Annotated in this window: 10 protein-coding genes; all 10 read right to left on the reverse strand. The window is 61.4% G+C overall.

Translation table 11 applies throughout. From position 1 onward, the window contains the following. Window positions 1–4: 4 nt before the first annotated feature. The 10 genes from L4G42_RS09430 to L4G42_RS09475 all read right to left on the reverse strand — a co-directional run bounded on the left by L4G42_RS09430 (window position 5) and on the right by L4G42_RS09475 (window position 13472). Window positions 5–1252: a flagellin N-terminal helical domain-containing protein gene (locus tag L4G42_RS09430; RefSeq protein ID WP_237251493.1), complete on the reverse strand. Its 1248-nt coding sequence runs from the start codon at window positions 1250–1252 to the stop codon at window positions 5–7. Between the two features lie 169 nt (window positions 1253–1421). Further along, a complete protein-coding gene (locus tag L4G42_RS09435) occupies window positions 1422–1670 on the reverse strand; it encodes a hypothetical protein (RefSeq protein ID WP_237259707.1) in 249 nt (82 codons plus the stop codon). After that, window positions 1667–2962 (reverse strand): motility associated factor glycosyltransferase family protein, encoded by a 1296-nt coding sequence (locus L4G42_RS09440; protein WP_237251463.1) that lies wholly within the window; start codon window positions 2960–2962, stop codon window positions 1667–1669. Before L4G42_RS09440 ends, L4G42_RS09435 begins: the two co-directional genes overlap by 4 nt. Before the next feature lie 116 nt (window positions 2963–3078). Then, on the reverse strand, window positions 3079–4011 hold the full coding sequence (locus tag L4G42_RS09445; RefSeq protein WP_237251494.1) for a ketoacyl-ACP synthase III: 933 nt from the start codon (window positions 4009–4011) through the stop codon (window positions 3079–3081). A 1415-nt stretch (window positions 4012–5426) separates the two neighbouring features. Then, window positions 5427–6479 (reverse strand): pseudaminic acid synthase, encoded by a 1053-nt coding sequence (gene pseI / locus L4G42_RS09450; RefSeq protein ID WP_237251464.1) that lies wholly within the window; start codon window positions 6477–6479, stop codon window positions 5427–5429. Window positions 6480–6549: 70 nt separating this feature from the next. Further along, the gene (gene pseG, locus L4G42_RS09455) at window positions 6550–7638 is read right to left on the reverse strand and encodes a UDP-2,4-diacetamido-2,4,6-trideoxy-beta-L-altropyranose hydrolase (protein WP_237251465.1); all 1089 of its coding nucleotides are present in this window, start codon (window positions 7636–7638) and stop codon (window positions 6550–6552) included. After that, entirely contained in the window at window positions 7638–8345 is a 708-nt protein-coding gene (gene pseF / locus L4G42_RS09460; RefSeq protein ID WP_237251466.1) for a pseudaminic acid cytidylyltransferase, read from the reverse strand. The genes pseG and pseF overlap by 1 nt, the downstream gene beginning before the upstream one ends. A 30-nt stretch (window positions 8346–8375) precedes the next feature. Further along, window positions 8376–9554 (reverse strand): UDP-4-amino-4,6-dideoxy-N-acetyl-beta-L-altrosamine transaminase, encoded by a 1179-nt coding sequence (gene pseC, locus L4G42_RS09465; protein ID WP_237251467.1) that lies wholly within the window; start codon window positions 9552–9554, stop codon window positions 8376–8378. Further along, window positions 9551–10552: a UDP-N-acetylglucosamine 4,6-dehydratase (inverting) gene (gene pseB, locus L4G42_RS09470; protein WP_237251468.1), complete on the reverse strand. Its 1002-nt coding sequence runs from the start codon at window positions 10550–10552 to the stop codon at window positions 9551–9553. Before pseB ends, pseC begins: the two co-directional genes overlap by 4 nt. 25 nt (window positions 10553–10577) lie before the next feature. Further along, complete coding sequence (locus L4G42_RS09475; RefSeq protein ID WP_237251469.1) at window positions 10578–13472, reverse strand: glycosyltransferase family 2 protein; 2895 nt, start codon at window positions 13470–13472, stop codon at window positions 10578–10580. Between the last annotated feature and the right edge of the window lie 433 nt (window positions 13473–13905).

The raw sequence follows: 13905 nt of genomic DNA on the forward strand, positions 1-13905 counted from the left end.
TGGGTTATTGGAGGAGCTTGAGGACGGCTGCCGGTAATTGGTTGGCTTGGGCCAGGACTGCTGTGGAGGCTTGCTGGAGGGTTTGTTGTTTAGTCATCTCCGCGGTTTCTGCAGCGAAGTCGACGTCTTCGATCTGGCCTCGGGATGCAGTGGCGTTCTTCGTCATGTTCTGAAGGTTTTCCATGGCGCTCATCATGCGGTTCTGATTGGCGCCCAGATCAGCTCGGGCGGAGTTGATCTTGCCGATCGCTGCGTCAATGGCCTTGATGGTGTATTCGATGTTCTCGGTACGAGCAGGTTTGTTGAGAGCCTCATCCGCTGACTTCGCATCGCCAAGGATTTTCTCAGCGTCAGTCACCGCCTTTTTTGCGAGATTAAGGGTGTCGACATCGGTTTGCGCAGGCGTCTGGATGCCTGCAAATGTCGCCTCGGCTGCAATGAGCCCAGTCTTCGCTGTCTCAATGTCGGCCGCCATCTGCGGCGTAACGGTATTGACTATGTTTCTCGACCCGCTGCCGTCAATTGATAGCGGCGTGTAATCACCTTTGACGATCTCTCGCGAGCCCGAATGAGTGGTGGTTCCAAGCACAGCCGCCCGACCTTCGGTCGCCACAAATATTGATTCGGATGAGAAGTCGTCACTCAATGTAAGGCTGATCTTCTCAGTAGCGCCAACATTCGCACCAATCTGAAAACTCAGTTCCCCCGCACTTCCATCCAGCAAATTTAACTCAGCGCCGAACGTTGTGCCTTTGGCAGTCCTGGACACTTCGGCTGTCAGTTTCAGGAACTCGGCGTTCAGTGCATCCCTTTCTTTCGGCCCTTTATCACCGTTGGCAGCCTGCACCGCGAGGTCGCGCATCCGCTGCAAGTTATTCAAAGACTGATCCAACGCTCCTTCAGCAGTTTGAATAATGGATATAGCCGCCCCCGCATTCCGCGTCGCGACAGTCATGCCACGTATTTGGGTCGTCAACCGAGTGGCAAGCTGTAATCCAGCAGCATCGTCCTTGGCAGTATTGATCCGCAGCCCAGAAGACAGCCGGGTCATGGCGGTGCTCAGCGAATCGGAAGACCTGTTCAAGTTTCGCTGAACAGACAGCGACGCAATATTGGTATTTACGGTTAAAGCCATTTTGAATTCCTCGTTGATAGAAACGGAGGGTTCTCTAACATCGGGGAAGTCCATTTCTCCCGGAGAACCTACAGTCCCGGTATCGACGATCTGCACATTGACTTTAACAACACACACGTCGCGCAAGCTGCGCCATCACGACACATGAAGGGTAATAAAACAGCTAAGCCTTTAAATGGGCTGGATATAAAAAAACTAAAAAAAAAGACCCATCGGGGCCGCTCAATTCAGATCAAACTGAAACTAACGTAGGAATTTTCTCTAACTTCCCCACAACAGGAAAGTGTCAGATGTCGAGAAACTCAACTTCAAGCCAATCCGCCACCCCCAACCAGTCCTGCCGCTCCTGACACGCCAGAATCGCACTCAACACCCTCTCCCATTCGGCCTGTCTCTCCGCAGGAACCCCGTCCATCAAAGGCAGCGACCGATCAATCAGTTCGACCATCTTCAGCGCCCCTTCGATATCGCGGCCCAGGCGAAACAGCTTCGCGCATTCGCGGGCTTCTTCTACAACGTGTTCAGGCAGAGTCATGGCGCGGTCCAGTCCGGGTCGAAGTCGGCGCCGGTGATGAGTGCACCGTCGCGGCTGGTGTTGAGGAACGTGACCTCTGGGTGGCGGGCTATGAAGCGTTCGAGTTCGATGAGGTAGCTGCGGAAATTGAGCTGCGTCTTGACCTTGTTGCCACGGCCGTCGCGGACCCAGTGTTTGGCGATGCCCAGCGCAGGCCCCAGATCGCCGTCCTGCCAGCCGGTGTGGGTCTTGCCGCCGGGGAAGGCGAAGTCGGCGCCGAACAGGGTGATCCGCGCGGCGCCCATTTTGACGGCGAGGTCGACGGCGGGATGAATGACGCTGCCGCCCACGTGCAGGGTGGCCTTGGGAATCTGCTCACGCAGCCGGGCATACAGCGGGCTGGTGGAATAGCCGACGTAGCGCGGGCCTTGCCATGCCTGCAGCATTCCGGCGTCCTGGCCCGGCACATAGACCAGCGCGATGTGCGCCGAATCCTCGGCGGGGAGATGCCGCGGGGTGATGCGGTGGTCGATGCTCACGACTACATCCGGCCTGATGCCCTGGTTGCGCAGCGGCACGTAGGCCGTGTCGACGCACATGATCAGCGGCCGGTTCGCGCTGTTTGACGTGCTCAAGAGGCGCGGCAAATGCTGTTGCAGACTCGGCCCCGTGGCGATGACGAACACGTCGCACCCAGACTGCGTGGCAAACAACGCGGCGACGTCGGTGTCCTGTTGCAGCAGGGCCCTGCCCTGTTCCAGCAGGCGCGCGTTGTCGGGGGTGTCAGCGGCGAACGCCTGATTGTTGAAGCCGACGTGCACTTCGCTGACCAGCCGATCGCGGATCCGCGCGCTGCTGTCGTCGGCCAGCACCAGTTCGGCGGGCAGCGCGAAGAATGGCAGCTGAATCTCGCTGCGGGCGTCGGCATACGCGAGGTTCACCCTCGGGTCGGACAGCCAGTCATCCTGCTCCAGCAGTTGCAGCACCAGGGCGAACAACGCGCCATTGAGGATGTGGACGTGCAGCGTTTGCAGAGAATGTCCGGCCAGCACCACGCGCTGCAGATCGCCGAGGGCGGTACCGTAAAGATGCACGACGGGGCTGCTAGCTGAAAGGCTTTGCGCCTGGGTTTGCGCTTCGGCGAGGCGATCATGGCGGCTGGTGAGCTGAACGCCGCCAATGATAAGGGTCGATTGTCGGCCTTCGATCAACTGCGCGGGAATGGCGTCGGCATCTTCGGCGCGCAACCGCTGCGCCACGTCGGGCCAGCGCTGTTCGATCACGGCGAGGTTGCCCTGGAGAAACTCGCTCATGACGGCAGTCCTGTCGGTTTGGCACGGCGTTCCGTGAGAGGTGCAGAACGCACAACGGCGACCTGAAAAATCAGCGTCGCCGTTGTGCAGGCTGGAGGCAGCCCGGTGACGCGATGTCAGGGACGATAAAGGATCGCCGAGCCCCACGACAAGCCCACGCCGAAACCGCTGACCGCGATGCGTTTCCACGTGGCGTTCATGACGTGTTTTTCCAGCAGCAGCGGAATGCTGGAAGACACCGTGTTACCGGTCTCGAGCATGTCCTTGACGAATTTCTCCGGCGACTTGCCGTCTTCGAACCGACGGGCGACCGCATCGACGATGGCCGCGCTGCCCTGGTGGATGCAGAACGCATCGACGTCGGAGGATTGCAGGCCGGAGTCTTCGAGCAATTCGTTGAGGTGCGCAGGCACTTTGACCAGCGCGAAGTTGAACACCTGACGCCCGTTCATGTAGAACGCGCCGTCGGTGGTCTTGAGGAACTCTGCGCCCGAGCCATCCGTGCCGAACTTGGATTTACCCAGCTGCCATGGTGCGTCGTCGCTCATCCAGGTCGCCGTCGCGGCATCGCCGAAGAGCATGGTGGTGTTGCGGTCTTCCGGGTTGACGATCTTGGAATACGGATCGGCGGTGACCAGCAGGCCGTTTTTCAACCCGGTCGCTTCCATGAAGCCTTTCAGCGCATAGATGCCGTAGACGTAGCCCGAGCAGCCGAGGGAGATGTCGAACGCGGCGACGTGGGTCGGCAGGCCGAGTTTGTGTTGAACGATGGCGGCCGTGTGCGGCAGGCCTTCTTCGTCGCCGTTCTGGGTGACAACGATCAGTGCGTCGATGGCGTCCCGCGACAGCCCGGGGTTGTTGGCGAACAGCTGGTTGACCGCTTCGACGCACAGGTCCGAGGTTTCCTGGGTGTCGTCTTTGCGCGGCAGAAAAGCAGAACCGATCTTGCCAAGGATGAAGTCTTCATCCTTTCCGAATTTGGCACCCTGGGCGTAATTGTCGACGCCGGCTGTGGGCACATAACTCGCTATGCTCTTGATGCCAATCATCATGGCTTCCCAATAAAAAACTGCTGAACATCACCCGGCGCGGTTAGGCGGGGCGTTATAAATCCGGGGCTTGCGGCCTGAAAAAAAGGCGACGTACACATCAGGGCGACACCAGAATCGCTCTGGAATCAGCCCGACGACGTCACGGCCCGCCAACACGATACAGTGAAGATGCCCGTTATGACCCACAGGTCACCAAAAGTTTTACAAGCTTTTAGCTGACCGACGGGTGCTGCGCAACAGGAGATCGCTGCTCAGACAGGTAATTGACATGAAGATGTCACGGGATTGTGGCGGGTAGTTGAGCGCCCGCGCGGCTTTGGTGGGACGGGCTTCAGCCGGGAAGAGGCCCTGATATGCGCCGTCAATTTCGCGGTTTGACGAATGCCGCCTTCCCGGCTAAAGCCGGTCCTACATTGGCGTTCACAGCCAATCTCACTGACTGCACGCGTGCTTTAGTAGGACCGGCTTCAGCCGGGAAGAGGCCCTGATATGCGCCGTCAATTTCGCGGTGTGACGAATGCCGTCTTCCCGGCTAAAGCCGGTCCTACATTGGCGTTCACAGCCAATCTCACTGACTGCACGCGTGCTTTAGTGGGACCGGCTTCAGCCGGGAAGAGGCCCTGATATGCGCCGTCAATTTCGCGGTGTGACGAATGCCGCCTTCCCGGCTAAAGCCGGTCCTACATTGGCGTTCACAGCCAATCTCACTGACTGCACGCGTGCTTTAGTAGGACCGGCTTCAGCCGGGAAGAGGCCCTTGTGTGCGCCGACAATTTTGCGGTGTGACGAATGCCGTCTTCCCGGCTGAAGCCGGTCCCACATCTGCGTTCACAGCCAATCTCACTGACTGCACGCGTGCTTTAGTAGGACCGGCTTCAGCCGGGAAGAGGCCCTGATATGCACTCTCAATTTCGCGGTGTGACGAATGCCGCCTTCCCGGCTAAAGCCGGTCCCACATCTGCGTTCACACCCAATCTCACTGACTGCACGCATTGTTTTGGTGGGACCGGCTTCAGCCGGGAAGAGGCCCTTGTGTGCGCCGACAATTTCGCGGTGTGACGAATGCCGTCTTCCCGGCTGAAGCCGGCCCCACATTTGCGTTCACAGCCAATCTCACTGACTGCACGCGTGCTTTAGTAGGACCGGCTTCAGCCGGGAAGAGGCCCTAATATGCGCCGTCAATTTCGCGGTGTAGCGTATGCCGTATTCCCGGCTAAAGCCGGTCCTACATTCGCGTTCACAGCCAATCTCACTGGCTGCACGCGTGCTTTAGTAGGACCGGCTTCAGCCGGGAAGAGGCCCTTGTGTGCGCCGACAATTTTGCGGTGTGACGAATGCCGTCTTCCCGGCTGAAGCCAGTCCTACATTCGCGTTCACAGCCAATTCGCGGCTAAGGCCGGTCCTGTATTTGCCTAACCCACCACATCCCAATTCAACGCGGTGCCGCGTTTCAGCGCGTGCCGGGCTTTGCGCCCCAGCACGGCATCGATATGTTTGGGGGCAAGGCCGAGACCGGGGCGAATGGCGCGGACGTTGTCTGTGCTGAAGGCCTCGCCCTCGGCGATGTCCCGCACCACGTACAACGAGCGGCGGTATTGCAGCGATTTCTGTTCGGCTTCGGTAGCGCCGTATTGCACGCGGCCCATGCCTTGCCAGGCGCGTTCGGTTTCGATGACCAGGCTGGCCATTTCCCCCGGTTCCAGGGAAAAACTGGCGTCGACCCCGCCATCGGCGCGGTCCAGGGTGAAGTGCTTTTCGATGACCGTCGCGCCCATGGCCACCGCCGCCACCGACACGCCAACGCCCATGGTGTGATCCGACAAGCCCACCTGGCAGCCGAACAACCCGGCGAGGTGCGGAATCGTGCGGACGTGGCTGTTGGCCGGTGTCGCCGGATAGGTGCTGGTGCATTTGAGCAGCACCAGATCCTTACATCCTGCGGCCCGCGCCGCACGGACGCTTTCGTCCAGCTCGGCGATGCTGGCCATGCCGGTGGAAATGATCATCGGTTTGCCGGTGGCCGCCACTTTGCGGATCAGCGGGATGTCGGTGTTCTCAAAGCTGGCGATCTTGTAGGCCGGCACGTCGAGGCTTTCGAGAAAGTCCACGGCGGTCTCATCAAAGGGCGTGGAAAACGCCAGCAGTCCCAGTTCCTTGGCCCGGGCGAAGATCGGCGCGTGCCACTCCCACGGCGTATGCGCCTGTTCATACAGCGCATACAGCGAGGTCCCGGCCCACAAGCTGTTGGGGTCTTTGATGAAGAACTCGCCCTCGGCGATGTCCAGGGTCATGGTGTCAGCGGTGTAGGTCTGCAACTTGAGCGCATGGGCGCCCGCCTTGGCGGCAGCCTCGACGATGCGCAACGCCTGCTCCAGCGACTGATTATGGTTGCCGCTCATCTCGGCAATGATGAACGGCGGCGCGTCGGGGCCGATGGTTCGCGAACCGATCTTGAAAGCATTCATCGTTGCTCACTCGCTGCACTGACATCGGCCGGCACCGGGCCGGACGGAAGAAATATGAACGGGCAGCGGCTCATGCGCCCTGCCCTGTTGCCGCGTTATCGGCACGCGCTGCCAATGCATCAGCGATGCGCCGTGCACCTCGGCCATCCACCAACACCCTGGATTGATCGGCATAAGACTGGCGTAACACCGCGTCATGGCAAACCCGCTCGATAGCCTCGCGCAAACGTCCCGGTTCAAGCTGCACATGCGCCCCGAGATACAGATGCACACCGGCCTCGGCCAGCAACTGCGCATTGAGCTGCTGATTGTTCGCCACCGTAATACAGATCGTCGGCAAGCCCAGCGCTGCGCGCTCCCAGGTGGTGCCGCCGCCGGCGCCGATAAACAGATCGGCCGCCTGCATGAGCGCGAAGAAATCTCCGGTCAGCGCGTGCAAACGCCACTCAGGTCTAGAAGCGACGAGGTCATTCATCGCCTGCCCGTTCGGGTTATGCAAACCGGCGACGAAATCCACCTGCAGATCAGCGAAGCCCTGAAGCGCCTGCATCGTGGCGTAGACCTGCCCGGCCGCATCGAAGCCGCCAAAATTGACCAGCACCCGCTCCACCCGAGGTTTGATCACGATGGGCTCGCACTGAAACTCGTCGCGCAGAAGGGCAAATCTCGGGCCCAGAAACGTCCGACACTCAGGCCCGACCCAAGCGGCATAGGGCTGATCCAGCGCCTGCGCGCTGTAATTCTGGTCGAGCAACACTTCGACCGAATGGGGCCGGTTGGCCAGATCGTCGATCGCCATCACCCGAACGGCGAGACCGCGCGCAGCCTTTTCCCAGCGCGCATCCAGGCCGTAATGGTCGACGATCAGCCAGTCAAAGGGCGGCTCATCCTCAATCTGTTCGGCCAAGGCAGACAGGTCCGCCTGCCACGGCAACGCGGCTTCGATGTCCTGGTCTTCTTCAGCGTCATAGCGTGCGGGCAGCGCATAGGTGACATAGCCCTGATCCGCCAGCCGCTGCAGCAAATGCCCCGGCAATTCGCGGCAGGCAAAGCGCACATCCGCGCCATCTGCACGCAGCGTGTTGGCCAGCGTCAGGCATCGGGCAATGTGGCCGCTGCCAATGGTGACCGAGGCGTCGGCGCGGATCAGCACGCGCATCACTCCAGTTCCCCACCGGCCTTGAGCGCGGCGTACAAGTATTCCGCGCGCAGCCAGTCTTCCGGGCTGTCGATGTCCTGCACCAGATGCCGGGGCAGGATCACCGGCAGGCTCAGTTCGGAAAACACTGTGTCGCCGCGCCTCCACGCATCGCTGCGGCCCCAGTAGAACTGGCCGGCGTCCTGATACGCGACGGGCAGATCCTGGGAACGCACGCTGCGAAATTCCGGGTGCATCGCGCTCAGGCTACCGTCGCTGTCGATCAACAGCGCACGTTGTACCGGGAAGCCGAAGCTGCACACTGAAAACCCATAGGATTTTTCAGGCGCCGCGTCGAGCGCTTCCAGCCCCTGACGCAGATAACGCGCCTGCAAAAGCGGCGCGGTGGCGTAAATGCAGCAGGCGTAATCAAAAGGCCGATTGAGCGCGTCTAAAGCTCCAAGCGCATGCTGGATCACCGCCGCCGTGCCGGTGAAGGCATCGGCCAGTTCCGCCGGGCGCATGAACGGCACGTCAGCGCCATAGCTGCGAGCGACGTCGGCGATCTCTTCGTCGTCGGTGCTGACAACGACCTGATCGAACACCCCGCTCGCCAACGCAGCACGAATGGAATGGGCGATCATCGGCTCGCCGTTGAACAGTTTGATGTTCTTGCGCGGGATGCGCTGGCTGCCACCCCGCGCGGGAATGATGGCGACGGCGTTCATGCTCGTGGGCCTGTCATGGGTTCGTTCGCATCAAGAGACCGCCGGGCTCGTTTTGCAGAGCAGACGGCCAAGCTGATCAACGACGTAATCCTGTTGCGCGTCGGTCATCGCCGGGTACAGCGGCAGGCTGATGGCCTGGGCGTAGTAGGCTTCGGACTCGGGAAAATCACCCGGTTTGAAGCCCAGGTCGCGGTAATAGGGCTGCAGATGAACCGGAATGTAATGCACGTTCACGCCGATGCCCGCCGCGCGCAAACCTTCGAAGACCTGACGATGGCTCACCGGCAGCACGTCAGTGTGTAAGCGAACGACATACAGGTGCCACGCCGACTCGGCCTCGGCCTGAGCCGTCGGCAACACGAGCGGCAAGTCCGCCAGCAGCGTCTGATAGCGCGCCACCAACTCTCGCCGCCGGGCCAGAAAACCGTCGAGCTTGTTCAACTGCGAAAGCCCGAGCGCGGCCTGCATGTCGGTCATGCGGTAATTGAAGCCCAGTTCAACTTGCTGGTAATACCAGGGACCGTGGCTCGGCTCGTCCATCTGCGCCGGGTCACGGGTCATGCCATGGCTGCGCAGGCGGCGCAGATGTTCGGCCAGCTCGGGCCGATTGGTCAGCACCATGCCGCCTTCGCCGGTGGTCACGATCTTCACCGGGTGAAAGCTGAACACCGTCATGTCGGCGAATTCGCCACACCCCACCGGGCGCCCGGCGTAGTGCGCACCGACCGCATGGGAGGCGTCTTCGATCACCACAAAACCGTAACGCCGGGCCAGCTCGCCGATGGCGCGCATATCGCAGCTCTGGCCAGAAAACGCCACCGCCACCAGCACCTTGGGCAGCGTGCCGGTTGATTCGGCAGCTTCAAGTTTTCGCGCCAAGGCATCGGTGTCGAGGTTCCAGGTCAGCGGATCGATGTCGACAAAATCCACATCGGCGCCGCAATAGCGCCCGCAGTTGGCCGAGGCCAGAAAGGTATTCGGGCTGGTCCACAGCCAATCGTTCTGCCCCAGTCCGGCCGCGAGACAGGCAATGTGCAGCGCCGCCGTGGCGTTGCACACCGCCACCGCGAAACCCGCTTCACAGCGCTCGGCCAGGGCGGCTTCGAAGCGTTCGAGGGTCGGGCCCTGGGTCAGCCAGTCCGACGTGAGCACCTCGACGACGGCATCGATATCAGCCTGATCAACGCTCTGCCTGCCGTACGGAATCATGGCTGGACGTCAGCGTGCAGTTCGCCGATCTGGCGGATCGACAGAAAGTCCGGGTTGGTGTCGGAGCGGTATTCGAACTCATCGTGAACCGCCCTGCCCTGTGCGCCGGTGGCGTCGACGGCAAAATCGGTGTCGACGTTGTTGAAGCGGATCGACGGCACGATGGTGTAGTGGTCGTCGAATTCCAGGGTCATGCGCGCGTCGTCCTGGGGCACCATCAGTTCGTGCAGTTTCTCGCCGGGACGAATGCCGACGATCTTGTGCGGCAGGTCGGGGGCCATGGCCTGGGCCAGATCGACGATGCGCACCGACGGAATCTTCGGCACGAACACTTCGCCGCCGTGCATGCGCTCGAAGCTCTGCATGACGAAATCCACGCCGTGGTCGAGGGTGATCCAGAACCGCGTCATGCGCGGATCGGTGATCGGCAATTCGGCAGCGCCGCCGGCCAGCAGCTTGTTGAAGAACGGCACGATAGAGCCGCGTGAGCCGGCGACGTTGCCGTAGCGCACCACGGAAAACCGCGTCTGCTCTTCGCCACCGATGTTGTTGGCGGCGACGAACAGTTTGTCCGACAGCAGCTTGGTGGCGCCGTACAGGTTGATCGGGCTGGCGGCCTTGTCGGTCGACAGCGCAACGACCTTCTTCACCCCGTTGGCGATGGCCGCGGAGATGATGTTTTCCGCACCATTGACGTTGGTGCGGATGAACTCGGTCGGGTTGTATTCCGCCGCCGGCACATGCTTGAGCGCCGCCGCGTGGACCACGTAATCGATGCCGCGCATGCCCTGCTGCAAGCGATCGGCATCGCGCACGTCACCGAGGAAATAGCGCATGCACGGGGCGTTGAATTCCTGCTGCATTTCGTATTGCTTGAGTTCATCGCGGGAGAACACCACCACGCGCCGGGGCTGATAACGCGCCAGCAGCGAGCGGATGAACATGCGACCGAACGAGCCGGTCGCGCCTGAGATGAACACTGATTTGCCGTTGAACATGACGAAGTCCTTTGACCCAGAGGCCTTAAGCGAGCAGCTCGGCCCAACTGGAACCGTCGGCCTGAGCGAGGGTGAAGCCCTTGCCGGTCAGTTGCAGATTTTTGTTGTACGCCAGGTCGTGGGCAAACGCTCCGGACCACTTGTCCTGCAGCGCGGCCAGCGTCTGTGGCGCGTCGGGCAATGCACCCGAATGCACGAACTGCACGTGAGGCGTCCACACCGTCAGGTACCCGGCCTGGGCCACTTTCAGGCACAGGTCCACGTCGGCAAAGGCGTCGGCAAAATGACCTTGATCCAGACCGCCGACGTCGTCGAACAGCGCCGAGCGGACCATCAGGCAGGCGTTGGACACCGCCGAATAATTCTGGTCCAGCAGCAAACGGCTCATGTAACCGGCGGCGTCTTTTGCTTCGCCGACGAACGCTGAACCCACGCCGCCGTTCATGCCGAGAATCAAACCCGCCTGGCTGACCGTGCCGTTGCGTTCGATCAACTTGGCGCCGACCACGCCGACTTCCGGGCGCATCGCCTGATTGAGCAAGGCGTCGATCCAGTTCGGGCTGATGACTTCACCATGGGCCGAGAGCAGCGCCAGGTATTCGCCGGTGGCCTGCTCGCGCAGCGCGTTGATCAGCGCGGACTGACGCAACGGTTGATCCATGGAAATGACGCGCACGCGACCTTTCTGCTGGCGGCCCAGCCATTCGCTGAGCTCCGCCGACACGCTGTGATCGTCCGCGATCAGCACTTCGTAATTCGCGTAGCGCGTGCGAAGCAGGACACTCGCCAGGCAACGCTGCAGCACCGGCAGGTCGTCAACGCCATGCACGAGGATCGACACCAGCGGGCGCTGGATGTGACGGTAGTCGATGCGCCAGGCGCCGGGTGCCGCCGGACTGATCTGGGCCTTAAAGCCCCGATTGTTGAGGTGCCGGGTCAGGGCCAGACGTTGCTGGGGGTTTTCTTCGAGCGGTTGCGCGTCGGTGACCAGCAGCGGCTCGTCCAGATGGGCCAGCCAGCCCATGCCGCCCTGCTCGATGATGCGCAGCAGCAGTTCGAATTCAGCGGCCTGGGCGAAGTCGGCGGAGTAACCGCCGGCCTCGACCAGCACGTCGCGGCGGACCAGCCAGTGACGGGACATCAGCGTCGGGTTGCTCAGCAGCAGGTCGAGGTTGAAGCCCGGGCGCATGATGTGAGTCAGCGCACCACTGGCCTCACGTTGAACTTCATCGGCGAACACCGCGCGGCAGTCCGGCGCGGCCTGCAGTTCCAGCGAGGCGCGCAACAGGCCGCCGGCGGTGAACGCATCACCGACTTCAGCCAGCATCAGCCAGTTGCAGGTCGATTGGCGAGCGATCTGATTGACCTTGTCGACCCAGTTGCTCTTGCTGACCTTGACGAAATGCAGGGTGTTTTGCGCGCTGGTCGCCGCCGGTGGCTCGCCGCTGGTGAACACCACGACCTTGAAAGTCTTGCAGTGGCCTTCGACCAGGCTGTCCAGGGTGACCTGCAGTTTGGGCATGTCATCGTTGAGGTCCAGCAACAGAATGCCGAACTGCGGCCCGCCGCCCAGGCTGTCGATGCGGCTGAGGATGGCCTGTGCGTCGACCGGGCTCGGCTGGCGTGCGTCGAGCCACTGCAACAGCTGGCCCGATGGCATGTCGGCCAGGGTCACGCGATGGTCTTCCCGATGGACCGAGTTAAGGCGCTGCAACCAGCGCGACATTTCCACGGCTTCTTCGGGGTCACCCTGGCGCGCCAGCAGACCGGCGAGCGGCTCGACGATGTGCGGGTTGAAGATGTTCAGCGCCATCGCTTCCCACATCCGGTTGGCGATGGTTTCGGAGTTGTCGTTGCCGTGGGCGCGCAGCAGCACTTCGTGTTGAACCCAGGTGCCTTCGAGCTGTTCCATTTGCAGCTTGCCGGCCGGTAGCGCGTGGATCAGAAACTCGATCTCGGTCAGCACATCGAAGAAGGCCTGGTTGTAAAACGGCATTTCAACGAACTGCCGGGGACCGAACTGGCGGTCCGCAGGTTTGAACACGTCGTTCCAGCGCGACAGCACGATGCTGGTCAGGCCCAGCGAACGCTGATCTTCGAGACAGGCCTGTAGGGTGGCATAGGCCTTTTTGACCTGCTCGGTGCCGTCGGCTGCATTCAGGTCGCCGTCGGCCCTGGTCAGGGCTGCCAGAAAACCGGCGAATTCGTGGCGTTCGAGGACTGCTGACGGATCGCTGTCACTCAGCTTTTTCAGCATGTGGGTCGGGCGGTCGGAGAGCCGGTGGTTCAGCTCGCGGACCACGTAGGGGATCGGCAGGGTCCGTGCCTTGGCGGCCGAGAGCAGGAAATACGCGTGACCGAACTCTTGCAGTTCGCCGCTGATGCCCTGGGGCAATGCGGTAAACCACTGTTGCAGCAGCGCCGTGCGGGTAACTGCGTAGAACGGCGGAATGTAGTGGTCCATGAAGCTCAGGACGCGCTCGCCGCTGTTGTCGTCGGCGAAGTCTTCCTGGCCCTTTTTGTCGCGGCGGAAGTATTCGACCTTGTCGCCATGGGCCTGGTACATCAGGCAATAGCCGTGGCACAGGCCGTAGTCCAAGTTGACGGCGAGGAATTCCACCGACCGGGCCAGCGCGTCATGCATCAGAAAATCTTCGTCGCCCACGAACGCCATGAACGGCGTGGCCACTTGGGTCACGCCATGGGCAATCCTGCTCTGGACCCCGGTCTCGGCGAACTGCGGCACGTGACGGTAATCCACCTGCGGGAACAGCGCGGCGATGTCTGCGGCTGACTGCAGCGAAGCATCCAGCACCAGCACATGGGCCGACAACGAACTGTAGTACTGCAATGTCCGGCGAAGGAGTGCGGGCCGGTCATGGGTGAGGACCACAAGAGTCAGTTGGGCATCGAGCGGCATGGTGTTTCCCGGAGATGGATGACGGTGCATTACGTTTTCCCTGTGATGCGGCCAAGCGTCAAAAAGATGATCAATGGCGATATCGGGGAGACGAAGCAGGAAGCACGCCAACTCTCGATTGCCGGACCGCGCACAACGGGTAGGACCGGCTTTAGCCGGAAGCAGCCACCGGAAATTAACGGCGGGCATGAGGTCTGTAGGACCGGCTTCAGCCGGGAAGCAGCCACCAGGAATTAACGGCGGCATGAGGTCTGCAGGAGCCGGCTTGCTGGCGAATGCGCTGGGCCAGACACCGCAGCAGTGACTGATCAACCCCGTTCGCCAGCAAGCCGGCTCCTACGGGTCGTGCATACAATCGTGAGTAGTGAGACGCTGCAAACCCAGTGTAGGAGCGCGCTTGCCCGCGAAGGCGTAAGCACAGACGATCAATATG

Origin of the sequence: Pseudomonas petrae, assembly GCF_021728295.1 — a bacterium.
Taxonomy (GTDB): domain Bacteria; phylum Pseudomonadota; class Gammaproteobacteria; order Pseudomonadales; family Pseudomonadaceae; genus Aquipseudomonas; species Aquipseudomonas petrae.